Source organism: Mycolicibacterium neworleansense (assembly GCF_001245615.1).
Classification (GTDB): domain Bacteria; phylum Actinomycetota; class Actinomycetes; order Mycobacteriales; family Mycobacteriaceae; genus Mycobacterium; species Mycobacterium neworleansense.
Genome location: NZ_CWKH01000001.1, coordinates 1,964,019 through 1,980,627, shown reverse-complemented (window position 1 = coordinate 1,980,627; position 16,609 = coordinate 1,964,019). Strand labels below are relative to the sequence as shown.

Below are 16,609 nucleotides of genomic sequence, written 5' to 3'. Positions count from 1 at the left end.
CCGTGAGCGGCGCGCTGCTGGTCGCCGGCACCACCTCCGATGCCGGCAAGTCGATGGTCGTGGCGGGCCTGTGCCGCCTGTTGGCCCGTAAGGGTGTGTCCGTGGCGCCGTTCAAGGCGCAGAACATGTCCAACAATTCGGCCGTCACCGTGGACGGCGGTGAGATCGGGCGCGCCCAGGCCATGCAGGCCCGCGCCGCCGGACTACCGCCCAGCACCCGGTTCAACCCGATCCTGCTCAAACCTGGCGGGGACCGCACCTCGCAGTTGGTGATCCGGGGCCAGGTGGCCGGCACGGTGGCCGCCGGCGACTACTTCACCCACCGGGACCGGCTCGCCGCGGTGGTCGCCGACGAATTGGCCTCGCTGAGATCCGAATTCGACGTGGTGATCTGTGAAGGCGCAGGATCACCGGCCGAGATCAACCTGCGCGCGACCGACCTGGCCAACATGGGGCTGGCCCGCGCCGCGGACCTGCCGGTCGTTGTGGTGGGCGACATCGACCGCGGCGGCCTGCTGGCCCATCTGCACGGCACGGTGGCCGTCCTGGCCCCCGAGGATCAGGCGCTCATCGCGGGCTTCGTCGTCAACAAGTTCCGTGGCGACCCGGCCCTGTTGGAACCCGGACTGCGCCAACTGCTCGAGCTGACCGGTCGTCCCACCTACGGGGTGATCCCGTTCGACGACGGAATCTGGCTGGACACCGAGGATTCGGTGTCGGTCCGGCCGGGCGGCATGGTCGGCACGCCGCAACCGCCCCGTGGGACGCAGACACTCACCGTCGCCGCCGTCAGACTGCCTCGCATCTCCAACTCCACCGACATCGAGGCGCTGGCCTGCGAACCGGGTGTCGCGGTGCGGTGGGTTGCCGATGCCGCCGATCTCACCGGCGCCGACCTCGTGGTGATCCCCGGCAGCAAGGCCACCGTGAGCGATCTGGCCTGGCTGCGTCAACGCGGTCTGGCCGACGCCGTCCTCGCGCACGCCGCGCAAGGACGACCCGTGCTGGGCGTGTGCGGCGGGTTCCAGATGCTGTGCCGCCGGATCGACGACAGTGTCGAATCGGCGACCTCGGAAACGGTGGAGGGGCTGGGGCTGATCGATGCAGACATCGAGTTCGCCGCCGAGAAGACGCTGCGGCACTGGGAAGAACCCTTGTGGGGCTACGAGATTCATCACGGGCAGGTGACCCGTGCGGCAGCCGACGACTGGCAGGGGGTCGGACTGCGCCGCGGCGCGGTCTACGGCAGCCACTGGCACGGCCTGCTCGACAACGACCGTCTGCGCCGCGACTGGCTCACCGAAGTTGCCGACAGCGCCGGTCGTGGCGGGTTCGTGGTTGCCGACGACATCGACGTGCGGGGCCGTAGGGACGCTCAGCTGGATCTGATGGCCGACCTGCTCGCCGCCCATCTCGACGTCGGGGCTGTCATGGACCTGATGCGGCACGGGCCGCCACCGCGGCCGATCATGAGCACTGCGCTCGCCGTCCCACCCCGGTAACCTGGGCAGATGAGTCTGCGCCATCGGTCGGTGGCAGCTCTGGTCGGGCTGGTCGCCTTGGTGGGCGTGTCCGGCTGCGCACCCGTGGTCGTCGGGTCGCCCACGTGGCTCGGCGCCACTCTGGAGAAGGTGTTGCTGACACCCGCCGACCTTCCGCCCGGAGTGCAGCTCGATCGGGTGACCGATGACGGGACGGGCCCGGGCGGATCAGGTGGACCGCCACCGATGCTGTCCAACCCGGCCGGCTGCAGTGACGGCCTCACCCGGGTGATCGCCGAATCCGCCGAGCGGGGGCCGGGCAGCGCCGCGCAAGTCATCGCCGCTTACGACGGGGCGCGCATGGTGCTGACGGTGCTGACCTCGCCGCTGCCGCTGGATCGGCTGGCGGACACGGCGCAGCGGTGCGCACACTTCTCCACCTACTTCGATCCGTCAGACGACGGCATCCCGATGACCACCACCAAGCTGACCATCCCGCACACGTCGGCGTTGGCCTATCAGCAGACCATGCGGCTGGCCGGCGGTGAGGAGAGCGTCTTCTTCGCCTTCGAAAACGTTGGCAACTGGGCCGTTTTCGGTATCGCGTTCCCCACGCAGAATCCTTCGATCGCCGCCAAAGGTGAATTGCCGCAGACATTTCTGGATGTTTTCGGGATTCAGGCGGAGCGTTTGGCCGCTCGCTGACGGGGGCGTCAAGACATAGTTCATTCCGGCCCGTTCGCGGCTACTGGACGGTAGGTTGTCCGAATGCTTACCACCGTCGCGACCATCGACGGGTTCACCACGCCCGTCGATGTCTCGGGGCCCGACAAGGGGTCCACCGTGGTGGTGCTGAGCGCCGGCCATCACGGCCCGGCCGCCTATGAGCAGATCTGCCGCCGGTTACACACCGCTTCGCTGCGGACGGTGATCATCGGGCCGGACCCGCGGCTGACCGCCAAGTCCGTGGTCGGGATCCTCGATTCGCTGAACATCAAGTGGGCGCTGCTCGTCGGTGACCGGCTCGGGGGAGAACTCGCCTGGGAGCTGGCCGCCACCCGGCTGGACAAGTTCATCGGTCTGGTCGTGGTGGATCGCGGCCACCCACGTGTCGCCGACGCCACCGGGGTGATCCGCGACGACGGCTGCCCCCCGGTGGAGATGAACACCACCGTGCTCGTCAGCACCCCGGCGGCCCGCGCCGTCGCCAAGGCCAGCCAGCGCTATGTGTACGGCGACTTCCGGCTGGTGGAGATGCCGGGGCGGCGCAACGCCGGCGATTCGACCGCACAGCTCGCGGCCGAGATCGTGCTGCGCACCAGCAGTTGGTGACCGGCGGCGAGTCCTGCCTTCGGGCCGGCGCTCAGTCAGCCGCCTCCGACGGCGTCCAGGCTTGCGGCAAACCCGGCTGCTGCGGAAACAGGAAATCCACGAACGCCGCGGCCGTGGGCTGTGGCTCGTGATTGGCCAGGCCGGGACGTTCGTTGGCCTCGATGAAGACGTAATCGCGGCCGGTCACGTCGGGGACCAGCAGGTCGATCCCCGTCACCGGAATACCGATCGCCTCGGCCGCGGTCACGGCGACCCGGCACAGCTCCGGGTTCACCTCCGCGGTGACATCGTGGATCGTCCCGCCCTGATGCAGGTTGGCCGTCCGCCGCACCCGCAGCCGCACCCCCTCGGGCAGCACGTCGTCGAATGACCAGCCGGCTTCGGCGACCGTTCCCTTGGTGACGTCGTCGATCGGGATGCGCGATTCGCCGCCGGTGGCGGCCGCGCGCCGCCGGGACTGCGTCTCGATCAACTCGCCCACGGTGTGCTTGCCGGTGCCCACGACCTCGGCCGGCCTGCGGATCGCCGAGGCAACCACCTTGCCGTCGATCACCACCAGGCGAAGATCTTCACCGGGGGCGCGCTGCTCGATCAGCACCTCGGGGTACTGCTCGCGGGCGCGGTGCAGCGCCGCGTCCAGTTCTTCGCTGCCGTCCACGCCGACGGTGATGCCCTTGCCCTGCTCGCCGCGGGTGGGCTTGACCACCACGTCGCCGACCTCGGCCAGAAAGTCGTGATCCTCGCTGTCGAAGGTGGCCAGCCGGCCCTTGGGCACCGTGATCCCGGCATCGGAGACGATCCTGCGGGTCTGGCGTTTGTCATCGCAGCGCGCCATGGCCACCGCGGAAGTGAACTCCGACAGCGATTCTCGGGTGATCACGCTGCGCCCACCGTGCGACAGCTTCATCTCACCGGCCCCGGCATCGAGCACCTCGACCCGGATGCCACGACGCATCGCCTCGTCGGCGATGATGCGGGCATACGGGTTCAGATCGTCGACCGTCTCCGGCGGATGGGTGAACAACGGCTCATTGATCGCGTTCTTGCGTTTGACGGCCAGCACCGGGACCCGGTGGAAACCCAGCTTCTCGTACAGCGCGATCGCAGCCGAGTTGTCGTGGGCCACAGAGAGATCCAGGTAGGCGCGGCCCCGTTCGCGGAAGATTCCGGCCAGCGTGCGAGTCAGCGCGTCGCCGACCCCGGGCAGTCCGGCCGCCGGGTCCACCGCGAGGCTCCACAGGCTCGACCCGTCCTCCGGGTCGGCGAACAACCGCTTGTGGTCCACGCCGGTCACCGTGCCCACCACGGTGCCGTCGTCATCGCGCACCGCGACCAGATAGACCACCGCGGGGGTGAGCGTGTGGTTGTGCCAGATGACGTCGACGGGTGCGGGCACCATCCCGCACCGCACGTACACCCGGTTCATCGCGTCGGCGTCCATCGGTGTCTGCAGGGTGCGCACGGTGAATCCCACCGGGTGGGCCGCGTCGAGATCATCGGTGAACCGCAGCCGGTAGGTGTGGCTGGGGTCGATGAACAATTCGGCGGGGGACCGGGCCACCAGCACGTGCGATTCGCGGGCGTAGATGCAGATGTCCCGCCGGCCCGGGCCTTCCCGCTGCAGTACTTCGGCCAGCTGTTCCGGGTCGGCGAAGGTCTGCCCGAAAATCAGCCGGCCCCAGCCCAGTTCGAGCACCACATCGTCGGCCATGGCGTCGATGAGGTGCTGCGGTGACGCATCGTGCAGACCGAGGGTGATCGCCTCGGTGTGGTCGGGACCCGCCGAGGCTTCCGACGCATCGTGGTCAGTGGCGGTCACGCCGCAGCTCCCGTCACGCCGTGGCGCTGCAACCACAATTCGAGCAGCGCGATCTGCCACAACTCATTGCCCCGCAGCGGGGTCAGCCTGCCGTTCGGGTCCGCCAGGAGCCGGTCGACAGCCTCGGGACGGAACAGCCCGCGCTCCTTGGCTTCCGGCGCGTACAGCGCATTGCGGACCAGATCCAGGTACGGCCCCTCGAGGTGCGTCAGGGCCGGGACCGGGAAATAGCCCTTCGGGCGGTCGATCACCGCTGCCGGAATCACCCGGCGCGCAGCCTGTTTGAGCACACCTTTGCCCCCGTGGGCGGTCTTCAGGCCCGGCGGGCAGGTGGCGGCCAACTCGACGAGTTCATGGTCGAGGAAAGGCACGCGGCCTTCCAGGCCCCACGCCATGGTCATGTTGTCGACCCGCTTGACCGGATCGTCGACCAACATCACGGTCGTGTCCAGACGCAACGCCCGGTCCACGCCGGTCTGCGCGCCCGCCGCGGCGAAGTGATCGGTGACGAACACCCCGCTGGGGTCGCCGTCGGCCCGGTAACCGTCGCTGATCAGCGCACCCACTCCGGCGCTGTCCCGGTCGAAGAACGCGCTGCGGTAGCTGGCCACGGAGCCTTCGAGGCCGGCCGCGCCGGGCTCGGCCATCGGCGGGTACCAGTGGTAACCGGCGAAGACCTCGTCGGCGCCCTGCCCGGACTGCACCACCTTGACGTGCTTGGACACTTCTTGGCTGAGCAGATAGAAGGCCACGCAGTCATGGCTGACCATGGGTTCGCTCATCGCGGCGATCGCCCCGTCGAGGGCGGGCAGCATGCGGTCGGTGCCGATCCGGATCTGGTGGTGGTCGGTGTCGAAGTGCTCGGCGATGATGTCGGAGTACTTGAACTCGTCGCCGGCCACGCCGCCGACCGATTCGAAACCGATCGAGAAGGTGGACAGACCGTGCTGGCCGGCCTCGGCGAGCAGTCCGACGATGAGGCTGGAATCGACACCGCCGGACAGCAGGCACCCGACGGGCACGTCGGCCACGAGCCGACGTTCGACCGCGCGCCGCAGCGACTCCAGTACCGCGTCCTCCCAGTCCTTCTCGGACCAGTCGGCGTGGTCGGCGTGCCGGGTGAAGTCCGGTGACCAGTAGACCGTGGTGTGCCGGCTGCCGTCGGGCTCGATCGCGACCACGGAAGCGGGCGGCACCTTCTTGATGCCCTGCAGGATGGTCAACGGGGGCGGCACCACCGAATGGAACGTCAGGTAGTGGTGCAGCGCGATCGGGTCGATCCGGGTGTCGACGCCGCCGCCGGCCAGCAGGGCCGGTAACGACGAGGCGAACCGGAGCCGGTGGTTGTCCTCGGTGATGTAGAGCGGCTTGATGCCCAGCCGATCCCGGCCCAGCAGCACGCGGCCGGTGTCGCGCTCGACGATCGCGAACGCGAACATCCCCATCAGATGCTCGACGAACCGGTCACCCCAATGGTGATACGCCTTGAGCAACACCTCGGTGTCGCTGTGCGAGAAGAACCGGTAACCGTGCCCGGACAGTTCCCTGCGCAGCTCTTGGTAGTTGTAGATGCAGCCGTTCCAGCAAACGGTCAAACCCAGTTCGGGATCGACCATGGGCTGGGCGCCCGCTTCGGTCAGGTCAATGATTTTCAGGCGGCGGTGGCCCAGCGCGACCCGGCCTTGCGACCACACACCGGCCGCGTCCGGACCCCTGGGCGCCATCGCGTCTGCCATGGCCGACACCGCTGAAATATCCGGTGTCCGGCCATCGAGACGCACCTCCCCGGCGGCTCCACACATCAGTTCGACCCTACACAGGATCTGTCGGCAGTGCGCCACCCGCGGTGTGTCGGGTGCGTAACCAGGACATGTCAGACAGTGGCCCTATCCTCCTCACATGAGGGCTGGATTCGGCTTCGGCATAGCCCATGACGAGCTGATTCGTGATTTCGGCGCGCAGTCGACCGTTCGGGGTGAGCGCTATGCCGCCGAAGGTCGTGTCCGCGACCTCGAATTCGATGAAGACGAGCGCGTGCTCCGCGGACGGTGTGTGGGTTCGCATGGTCAGCTGTACGTCCTTGAGGTCGGACTCTCGCAAGGGAATCGGGCCGTGGTCGAGTGGGCTCTGTGTTCATGCCCCGTCGGGTCGTTCTGCAAACATGCGGTCGCCCTGGTGCTGGCGGCCACGCCCGGCGACCCGGCGCACCCGCCGGTGGAGCGCTGGCGCTACGTGCTCGACAAGGTGCTCGACGAAGTGGCCGGCCCCGAAGCCGGCGGCAAACCGATCGCGCTGGAATTCTCGGTGACTGGCCCCACCCGCTACCGCCCAGGCACGTTGCTGACGCTGCGCCCGTTGAGCCTCGGCAAACGGGGCACCTGGATCACCCGCGCTTTGACTTGGCGCCGCCTCGTCGACCATCCCGAGCCCGGCGAGTTCGACCGCGACCAATACCGGGCGGTGCGGGCGCTGCTGTCGGAGGTCGTGCGTTACTCCGAGCCGCACGGCGGCGACGCGATGATGCTCAACGGCATGCCGCCCACGTTGTGGCCCCGGCTCGACGAGGTGCTGGACGCCGGGGTGACCGTTCTGGCCGACACCGCCCGCGGGATCCGTGCGGTGGAGCTGGTCAAAAACGTCCACCTGCGGCTGGACTTCGCGGCCGAGGGCGGCGGTGCGGTGATGTCGGTGGCGCTGATCGTCGACGGAGCGGACAGCGACCCCGACGGCGTCGGTCTGATCGGGATGCCGGCCCCGCACGGGATGTTCCAGGTGGTTGATTCGGTGTTGCGGCTGGGGGCGTTCGACCCGGTGCCGGGGCGCACCATGGCCGAGTTGCTGGGGCACCGCGAGCAGGTGCACATCCCGGCCGACATGGCCCGCGAACTCGCCCTAGATGTCCTGCCGCGCCTGGCCGGCAGCGTGGACATGGAGGTCGCTGACGGCCTGTTCGTCCCGCCGACGATCACGGGTCCGATTCCGGCGCTGACCGTCAACGTCGGCGACGGTGGCGCGCGGGTGTTCTGGAGCACGCGGTATCAGGTCAACGATCAGCATCACGATTTCGATCCGCTGTCTTCGGCCGGGTTGATCGGGTACCGAGACGCCGCCGCCGAACAGGCGCTCTGGCAGCGGGTGATGCCGGCGTTGCAGGCGGTCGCTGCGGCCGCGCAGGACTGGAAACGTCAAGCGGCACAGCATGTCAACCGTCGGATAACCACCACACTGGACACTGATGCCGTGCACGAATTGCGGGCCATCGTCAACGCCCGGAGCGCACTCGACGCGGTCGCGGTGGCCTCTGGCCGAACATTGCTGGGCGGGGTGAATCTCACCGTGGTCGAGGCGGCAGTGCTGTGTGACCAGACGTTGCCACAGCTGGACTGCTTCGCGGAGCTGACGGTCGATGCCGATGACCGGTACCGTGCCGCAGGCTCGGACCCGGTGCTGTTGTTCTCCGGGGACACCTCGCTGCCGGGCGACTGGTTCAGCCTGAACGTCACGGTGAACGTGGACGGGGAAACCGTGGCCCTGCCCGAGCTCATCCGTGAACTGGCCTCCGGTGCCACACACATGTTGCTTCCGTCGGGCATCTACTTCCGGCTGGACACACCCGAGCTGGTGCGGCTGCGCGCCTTGCTCGACGAGGCGCGCGCGCTCGGCGAGATCGACGGGGACCGGGTCAATGCCGCGTCGATGAACATCACCCTGTGGGACGAACTCCTCGAGCTCGGTGTCGTCGACGAACAGCTCGCCCGCTGGCGGGCCAACCTGACGCGTCTGGCGGCGGCCCGTCCTCCGGTACCCATCGACCCGCCCGCTGGTCTTGACGCCGAATTGCGCGATTACCAGCGCGACGGGCTGGACTGGCTTTCCTTCCTGTGGGACAACGGGATCGGCGGCGTGCTCGCCGACGACATGGGCCTGGGAAAGACCGTGCAGACGCTGGCACTGATCGCCCGTGCCGTGTCCGGGGGCGCCGGCAAGTTCCTGGTGGTGGCGCCGACGAGCGTGGCGCGCAACTGGGTGTCCGAATGTCACAAGTTCACGCCCGGACTGAACGCGGTGGTGGTGACCTCTACCAATGCGCGGGCCGCGGTGGGATTGGCCGCACAGGTCGCCGAGGCGGACATCGTCGTCACCTCCTACACGCTGCTGCGCATGGACGTCGATGCCTATTCGAAAATCCCTTGGTCCGGAATGATTCTGGACGAAGCGCAGTTCGTGAAGAACCATCACAGCAAGACCCACCAGGCCGCGCGGCTGCTCGACGTGCCGTTCAAGTTGGCGATCACCGGTACGCCGATGGAGAACAACCTGATGGAGTTGTGGTCACTGCTGTCGATCACGGTGCCCGGGCTGTTCCCGTCGCCGAAGGTGTTCGAGACGTACTTCCGTAAGCCGATCGAATCGGGTCAGGCCGACGACCTGCTATCGGTGCTGCGTCGGCGGATCAAGCCGGTATTGTTGCGTCGCACGAAAAGTCAGGTGGTTCGCGAGCTTCCGGCCAAGAGTGAACAGGTCCTCACCATCGGCCTGGGCGCCAAGCACCGCAAGATCTACGACACGCGGCTGGCCCGGGAACGGCAGAAGGTGCTCGGACTGCTCGGGGACTGGGAGAAGAACCGGTTCCAGATCTTCCGCTCGCTGACGCTGCTGCGGCAACTGAGCCTGCATCCGGGGTTGGTCGACGATTCCGCCCGTTCGGTGGGGTCGGCGAAGATCGACTTTCTGGTGGAACAACTGGATCAGCTTGTCGCAGAGGGGCACAGCGCGCTGGTGTTCAGCCAGTTCACCGGATTCCTCGGAATCGTACGGGCACATCTGGATTCGTCGGGAATCGCCTACAGCTACCTCGACGGCTCCGTCGATTCCGACGGAAGGGCCAGGGCCATAGCGGAATTCGGCGCCGGCGCCACGCAGGTTTTCCTGATCAGCCTGAAGGCCGGCGGTTTCGGGCTCAACCTCACCGCCGCCGACTACTGCTTCCTGTGCGACCCGTGGTGGAGCCCGGCCGCTGAGGCGCAGGCCGTCGACCGGGCCCACCGCATCGGTCAGACCCGGCCGGTCACCGTCTACCGCCTGGTCGCGGACAACACCATCGAGGAGAAGGTGGTCGCGTTGCAGGACCGCAAGCGGGCCCTGTTCAGCGCGGTGGTGGACGACGGAGATCTGTTCGGCTCGACGATCTCCGCCTCCGACATCCGCGAACTACTGGGGTGATCAGCCGGGCAGATCGGCGGTCGCGGCGTCGACCTGCTTGATCGGTCCGGTGAACCAGTGCTTCACCGAGACTTCCCAGTAGATGAACAGCAGGACCAGCACGCCACCGACCAGGAGCGGGGTGTAGTTCACGAACTTCCATTGGAAGCTCGGATCCCACGGCATACCGCCCAGCGAGGTCGGGAACATCGCGATGATCGAGGTGACGATGATCTCGACGATCGCCACCGGCGCCATCCACTTGTACTTGTTGCCGACGTTCCACCGACCCTGCTCGAACGCGTCGCCGGCCTTCCACCGGTAGTAGATCGGCACCGCGAAGCACAGGTACAGCCCGACCACGCCGATCGAGACGACCGCGTAGAACGCGACCGGTGAAGGCACTTCCACGCCGTTGACCGGAATCTTCACCGGAACGATGGCGGGCAGGGTGATGATCGCCGCGATCACCGCGGTGATGATCACGGCGTTGGCGGGCACGCGCGTGGCACTGACCTTCGACCAGAGTTGGTGCCCGGGGACGGCGCGGTCTCGGCTGAAGGCGAACAGCATGCGCGATGCGCTGGTCTGGCAGGCGGTGGTGCAGAACAGCTGGCCCGCGGTGGCGATCAGCAGCACGACGCCGGCCCACTTCGATCCCAGTGCCTGGGTGAAGATGGTCGCCACCGCACCACCGTTGGCCGATACCTCGTCGGAGTTCTGCACCGCGAACAGGAAGGACAGCAACAGGATCCAGCCGCCGATCGCCGAGTAGAAGATCGACTGCCAGATACCCTTCGCGGCGGCATTGGCGGCGCTCTTGGTCTCTTCGGACAGGTGAGCCGATGCGTCGTAGCCGGTGATCGTGTACTGCGTGAGGATCGCCGAGATCGGCAGCACGAACAGCAGGAAGCCCCAACCGGACGTGGAGCCGGAGAAGATCCCGGAGTTGTTGATGGTCTTGGCGAAAACGTCGGAGACGCTTGCGTGTTGGTCGGGGAGCAGCCACAGGATCGCGATCACGGCGGTGGCGCCCGCGACATGCCACCACACCGAGATGTTGTTGATGACCGCCAGCAGGTGTGACGAGAAGATGTTGATCACGGCCGAGACCGCCAAGATGATCAGGAACATGATGAACACCCGGGTCAGGCTGTAGCCGGCCAGCCAGGATTCACTGAACGTGCCCAGCGTGAGATCCAGGAAGGTCGCGCTGCCGTAGGACACCGAAGCCAGGATCGCGATCAGGCCGATGAGGTTCAGCCAGCCGGTGTAGAAGCCGGCCTTGGCGCCGCCGAGTTTGGAGGCCCACCAATAGATTCCGCCCGAGGTGGGATATGCGGAGACCAGTTCGGCCAGACAGAAGCCGATGATCAGGATGAAGACCGAGACGATCGGCCAGCCCCAGGCGATGGCAGCCGGGCCGCCGTTGTTCCAGCCCAACCCGAACGACGTGAAGCAGCCGGCCAGGATCGAGATGATCGAGAACGAGATGGCGAAGTTGGAGAATCCCGACCAGGAGCGTTGCAGTTCCTGGACGTAACCGAGCTTGGCGAGATGTTGTTCGTCGTCGGAGAGGTGTTCGGTGAGTTCTTCGTGCCCCTCGGGCATGGCGGCTCCTCGTGTGCAGGGCGTGGGCGGTCTGCACAGGGACAATAGAGTGTTATTGGTCTGCTGTCCTACCTTTTGGGGGTGACAATCATGCTGATTCGGGGCACGATCATGACGTCATCGGCGAGGCAATGGTCGGCTGGACGTCAGGTTGGCCACCGAGACCCACACGGGCAGGAGGGTGTGCAATGAGCCAGAACCCCGGCATGCTGGCACGAGCCGACTTGGAGCAAAGGGTGGCGGCGGGCGAGATCGACACCGTGATCCTCGCCTTCTGCGACATGCAGGGCCGGCTCACCGGCAAGCGGGTTTCGGGTCGGCTGTTCGTCGAGGAGGTCGCCGCTCACGGCGCTGAATGTTGCAACTATCTGCTCGCGGTCGATGTCGACATGAACACCGTCGGCGGCTATTCGATGTCGAGCTGGGACACCGGGTACGGCGACATGGTGATGACCGCCGACTTCAGCACTCTGCGGTTGATTCCGTGGCTGCCCGGCACCGCGCTGGTGATGGCGGATCTGTCCTGGCTGGACGGTCGCCCCGTCGAGCAGGCGCCCCGCAGCATCCTGAACCGCCAGATTGACCGGTTGACCGAGCGGAAGCTGGTGCCCTATGTCGGCACTGAACTCGAATTCATGGTGTTCGACAACACTTTCCGCGAGGCCTGGGCCGCCGGGTACCGCGACCTGACGCCGGCCACCGACTACAACGTGGACTACGCCATGATGGCGTCCACCCGGATGGAGCCGTTGCTGCGCGATATCCGCCTCGGCATGGAGGGCGCCGGACTGTACTGCGAGGGCGTCAAGGGGGAGTGCAACCTGGGCCAGCAGGAGATCGCGTTCCGCTACGACCATGCCCGCAACACCTGCGACAACCACACCATCTACAAGAACGGCGCCAAGGAGATCGCCGACCAGCACGGCAAGAGCCTGACGTTCATGGCGAAATTCGATGAGCGCGAGGGCAACAGCTGCCACATCCATATCTCGCTGCGCGGCCAGGACGGGTCACCGGTCTTCGCCGACGAGTCAGGCCCGCACGGGATGTCACCGATGTTCCGCAGCTTCATCGCCGGCCAATTGGCCACGCTGCGCGAGCTGACATTGTTCTATGCGCCGAACATCAACTCCTACAAGAGGTTCGCCGACGGCAGTTTTGCGCCAACGGCCATCGCCTGGGGCATGGACAATCGGACCTGCGCGTTGCGTGTGGTGGGGCACGGATCGAGCTTGCGGGTGGAATGCCGGGCGCCCGGCGGTGACGTCAACCAGTACCTGGCGGTGTCGGCGCTGATCGCGGGCGGCCTGTACGGAATCGATCATGAACTGGAACTGCCCGACGCGCTGCCGGGTAATGCCTATGCCAGTGAGGCGCAACGGTTGCCCACCACCCTGGCCGAGGCGGCCGAGTTGTTCGCGAAGTCCGAGGTGGCACGGGCGGCGTTCGGGGACGACGTCGTCGAGCACTACTTGAACAATGCGCGAATCGAACTGGCCGCCTTCAATTCCGCGGTGACCGACTGGGAAAGGGTGCGCGGTTTTGAACGGCTCTGACGTCCAGGGCGCCGACGCGACGCGCCCGGTTATCGGCATGACCACCTATCTGCAGCAGGCGCAGACCGGGGTCTGGGATGTACAGGCCAGCTTCCTGCCCCAAATCTACTTCGAAGGCGTCACCCGCGCCGGCGGCATCGCGGTCCTGTTGCCGCCGCAGCCGGTGAACGGCGAGATCACCGACCGGGTCCTCGAACGCATCGACGGCCTGATCATCACCGGCGGCCCCGACGTCGATCCGGCGCGGTACGGACAACAGCCGCACCCGGCCACCAACACCCCAGCCGTCGAGCGTGATGCCTGGGAGTTCGCACTTCTGGAATCGGCGCTGCGAAGAGGCATTCCGGTGCTCGGCGTGTGCCGGGGAGCTCAGGTGCTCAACGCCGCGCTGGGTGGCACCTTGCACCAGCACCTGCCCGACGTCATCGGTCACACCCATCATCAGAAGGGAAACGCCATCTTCGGCACGTCGGCGGTGCACACGGTGCCCGGCACCCGGCTGGCGGCCCTCATCGGTGAAACCTCGGACGCGCAGTGCTACCACCACCAGGCGATCGATCGAATCGGTGACGGATTGGTGGTCAGCGCCCGCGACGCCGACGGTGTGATCGAGGCGGTCGAGCTGCCCGGCGACGGCTTCGTGGTCGGGGTGCAATGGCACCCGGAGGAGACCCTCGACGATCTGCGGTTGTTCGCCGCCGTCGTCGAGGCGGCCAGAACATATGCGACAGAGAGGATCTCATGACATCCAGCCAGGTCATCAACCCCGCCACCGAGGAGGTGCTGACCACCGTCGACCTCCTGGATGTGGATGCCGTCGATGACGCGGTGGCCCGCGCCGCCGTGGCGCAGCGGGCATGGGCCCGGCGGGCCCGTCGCTGCGCGCATTCGCTGCCGTGGTCGACGCCCACATCGGTGACCTGGCCGCTCTCGAGGTGGCCAATTCCGGCCATCCGATCGGACAGGCCGAGTGGGAGGCCGGGCATGTCCGGGACGTCCTGCAGTTCTACTCCGCCGCCCCGGAACGGCTGAGCGGCAAGCAGATCCCGGTGGCCGGCGGCCTCGACGTCACATTCAACGAGCCGCTCGGCATCGTCGGGATCATCACACCGTGGAACTTCCCGATGACCATCGCCGCATGGGGATTCGCCCCGGCACTGGCCGCCGGCAATGCGGTGGTGCTCAAGCCCGCTGAATGGACGCCGCTGACCACGATCCGGCTCGGTGAGCTCGCGGTCGAAGCGGGTCTTGATCCCGACCTGTTCCAGGTCCTGCCCGGCAAGGGCTCGGTGGTGGGGGAGCGGTTCGTCACGCACCCGGACGTGCGCAAGGTGGTGTTCACCGGCTCCACCGAGGTGGGCATGCGAGTGATGGCCGGGGCAGCGGCTCAGGTCAAGCGCGTGACACTGGAATTGGGCGGCAAGAGCGCCAACGTCGTTTTCGATGACTGCGATCTGGAGAAGGCCGCCGCCACCGCACCGTACGGGGTGTTCGACAACGCGGGGCAGGACTGCTGTGCCCGCAGCCGGATCCTGGTGCAGCGCAGTGTCTATGACCGGTTCATGGAGCTGCTGGAACCGGCGGTAAAGGGAGTCGCGGTGGGTGACCCGACGGCGGGCGACACCGAGATGGGGCCGTTGGTATCCCGTCCGCACTGGGAATCGGTGTCGTCCTACGTGCCCGATGACGCCCCGGTGGCATTCCGGGGCAGCGCGCCCGCCGGACCCGGGTTCTGGTTCCCGCCAACGGTGTTGACGCCGCAGCGCACCGACCGCACCGTGACCGAGGAGATCTTCGGCCCGGTGGTGACCGTGTTGCCGTTCGAGGACGAGGCCGACGCCATCGCACTGGCCAACGACACGCCCTACGGCTTGTCGGGCTCGATCTGGACCGATAATCTCTCGCGCGCGATGCGGGTATCGCGGGCGGTGGAATCGGGCAATCTCAGCGTCAACTCGCACTCGTCGGTGCGTTACAACACGCCGTTCGGCGGCTTCAAGCAGTCCGGGCTGGGGCGTGAGTTGGGACCGGACGCACCACTGTCCTTCACCGAAACCAAGAACGTCTTTTTCGCAGTAGAGGAGCTGTAGATGGATCTGACCCAACGCCTGGCCGGCAAGGTTGCCGTCATCACCGGTGGCGCCAGCGGCATCGGTCTGGCCGCCGGACGCCGGCTGCGCGCCGAGGGCGCCACGATCGTGGTGGGCGACATCGACCCCGCCACCGGCGAGGCCGCCGCCGAGGAGCTCGACGGACTGTTCGTCGCCGTGGATGTGTCCGATCAGGATGCCGTCGACCATCTCTTCGACACTGCCGCAGCCACATTCGGTGCGGTCGACATCGCGTTCAACAACGCCGGGATCTCACCGCCCGCAGATGACCTGATCGAGACCACCGAACTGCCGGCCTGGCAGCGGGTGCAGGACATCAACCTGAAATCGGTGTACCTGTCCTGCCGGGCGGCGCTGCGTCACATGGTGCCCGCGGGCAAGGGCTCGATCATCAACACCGCATCGTTCGTGGCGGTGATGGGGTCGGCCACCTCCCAGATCTCCTACACCGCGTCCAAGGGCGGCGTCCTGGCGATGTCGCGCGAGCTCGGGGTGCAGTACGCGCGGCAGGGAATCCGGGTCAACGCCCTGTGCCCGGGTCCGGTCAACACCCCACTGCTGCAGGAGCTGTTCGCCAAGGATCCCGAGCGGGCCGCGCGGCGTCTGGTGCACATTCCGCTGGGCCGATTCGCCGAGCCCGAGGAGCTGGCCGCCGCGGTGGCGTTCCTGGCCAGTGACGACGCATCCTTCATCACGGGCTCGACATTTTTGGTCGACGGCGGCATCAGCTCCGCCTACGTGACGCCGCTGTGACACCCTGGTAGTTCGCCATGACAGCCGAACCGGATCCACAGCAGCCGACCGCCGGCGCACTGCTGCGTCCGGTTCGGCTGGGCAATGCCTTCGAGGACACCGTCGGCCGGTTGCTCGAGACGATCCGTCTCGGGGTGCTGGGCCCCGGGGAGTCCTTGCCTCCCGAGCGTGAGCTGGCCGCGCGCCTGGGGGTCAGCCGCGACACGGTCCGGGAAGCCATCAAATCGCTGGCCGATGCCGGTTACCTGGTGTCCAAACGAGGGCGGTACGGCGGCACGTTCCTGGCCGCAGAATTGCCTGCACTGCCCACGACCAGTCACCGCCCCACACGCGAGGAGATCGACGACGCGTTGCGGTTGCGCGAGATCCTGGAGGTCGGGGCGGCCCGGATGGCGGCCGGGCGAACATTGAGCGCGGCCGAGCGGGACGGATTGTGGTCGCGGCTGGCCGATGTCCGTGCAGCCGAGCCCGACGACTACCGGCGTCTGGATTCGCGACTGCATCTGGCCATCGCCGAGGCGGCGGGTTCGCCGTCGCTGGTGTCCCTGGTCGCCGAGAACCGGATGCGGGTCAACGCCCTGCTCGATCAGATCCCGCTGTTGCCCCGCAATATCGCCCACTCCGACGAACAGCACGAAGAGATCGTCATGGCGATCCTGGCCGGCGACAGCGAGCGTGCCGCCGCGGCCATGCTGGCCCATGTCGGGGGATCGTCGGCATTGCTGCACGGCTTTCTGGATTAGA

Annotated in this window: 11 protein-coding genes and 1 pseudogene; 9 read left to right on the top strand and 3 right to left on the bottom strand. The window is 67.2% G+C overall.

The window, feature by feature from the left end; all coding sequences use genetic code 11:
• Window positions 1-2: 2 nt before the first annotated feature.
• The 3 genes from BN2156_RS09305 (at window position 3) to BN2156_RS09295 (ending at window position 2,813) form a co-directional block, all read left to right on the top strand.
• Window positions 3-1,502, top strand: coding sequence for a cobyric acid synthase (locus BN2156_RS09305; protein ID WP_090512680.1), 1,500 nt, complete (start codon window positions 3-5; stop codon window positions 1,500-1,502).
• A gap of 9 nt (window positions 1,503-1,511) precedes the next feature.
• A complete protein-coding gene (locus tag BN2156_RS09300) occupies window positions 1,512-2,186 on the top strand; it encodes a hypothetical protein (RefSeq protein WP_090512676.1) in 675 nt (224 codons plus the stop codon).
• A 63-nt stretch (window positions 2,187-2,249) separates the two neighbouring features.
• Window positions 2,250-2,813: an alpha/beta fold hydrolase gene (locus BN2156_RS09295; RefSeq protein WP_090512674.1), complete on the top strand. Its 564-nt coding sequence runs from the start codon at window positions 2,250-2,252 to the stop codon at window positions 2,811-2,813.
• A gap of 31 nt (window positions 2,814-2,844) precedes the next feature.
• Here BN2156_RS09295 and ngg read toward each other — a convergent pair whose 3' ends face one another.
• A complete protein-coding gene (gene ngg, locus BN2156_RS09290) occupies window positions 2,845-4,632 on the bottom strand; it encodes an N-acetylglutaminylglutamine synthetase (protein ID WP_090512671.1) in 1,788 nt (595 codons plus the stop codon).
• Complete coding sequence (locus BN2156_RS09285; protein ID WP_090512669.1) at window positions 4,629-6,434, bottom strand: N-acetylglutaminylglutamine amidotransferase; 1,806 nt, start codon at window positions 6,432-6,434, stop codon at window positions 4,629-4,631. Before BN2156_RS09285 ends, ngg begins: the two co-directional genes overlap by 4 nt.
• Before the next feature lie 97 nt (window positions 6,435-6,531).
• Here BN2156_RS09285 and BN2156_RS09280 point away from each other — a divergent pair, with 97 nt between their 5' ends.
• Window positions 6,532-9,855, top strand: coding sequence for a DEAD/DEAH box helicase (locus tag BN2156_RS09280; protein WP_090512667.1), 3,324 nt, complete (start codon window positions 6,532-6,534; stop codon window positions 9,853-9,855).
• Here BN2156_RS09280 and BN2156_RS09275 read toward each other — a convergent pair whose 3' ends face one another.
• On the bottom strand, window positions 9,856-11,445 hold the full coding sequence (locus tag BN2156_RS09275) for an amino acid permease (protein ID WP_090512664.1): 1,590 nt from the start codon (window positions 11,443-11,445) through the stop codon (window positions 9,856-9,858).
• A gap of 188 nt (window positions 11,446-11,633) precedes the next feature.
• Between BN2156_RS09275 and BN2156_RS09270 the strand changes: the two genes are divergently transcribed.
• From BN2156_RS09270 to BN2156_RS09250, 5 genes and pseudogenes are all read left to right on the top strand, one after another.
• The gene (locus BN2156_RS09270) at window positions 11,634-13,001 is read left to right on the top strand and encodes a glutamine synthetase family protein (RefSeq protein WP_090512661.1); all 1,368 of its coding nucleotides are present in this window, start codon (window positions 11,634-11,636) and stop codon (window positions 12,999-13,001) included.
• A gap of 37 nt (window positions 13,002-13,038) precedes the next feature.
• On the top strand, window positions 13,039-13,746 hold the full coding sequence (locus BN2156_RS09265) for a gamma-glutamyl-gamma-aminobutyrate hydrolase family protein (protein WP_090512658.1): 708 nt from the start codon (window positions 13,039-13,041) through the stop codon (window positions 13,744-13,746).
• Window positions 13,743-15,091 (top strand): annotated as a pseudogene (locus BN2156_RS09260) (aldehyde dehydrogenase family protein). The gene BN2156_RS09265 and the pseudogene BN2156_RS09260 overlap by 4 nt, the downstream one beginning before the upstream one ends.
• Entirely contained in the window at window positions 15,092-15,865 is a 774-nt protein-coding gene (locus BN2156_RS09255; RefSeq protein ID WP_090512655.1) for a 3-oxoacyl-ACP reductase, read from the top strand.
• Window positions 15,866-15,882: 17 nt separating this feature from the next.
• Window positions 15,883-16,608 (top strand): FadR/GntR family transcriptional regulator, encoded by a 726-nt coding sequence (locus tag BN2156_RS09250; RefSeq protein WP_090512653.1) that lies wholly within the window; start codon window positions 15,883-15,885, stop codon window positions 16,606-16,608.
• The last annotated feature ends 1 nt before the right edge of the window (window position 16,609 follow it).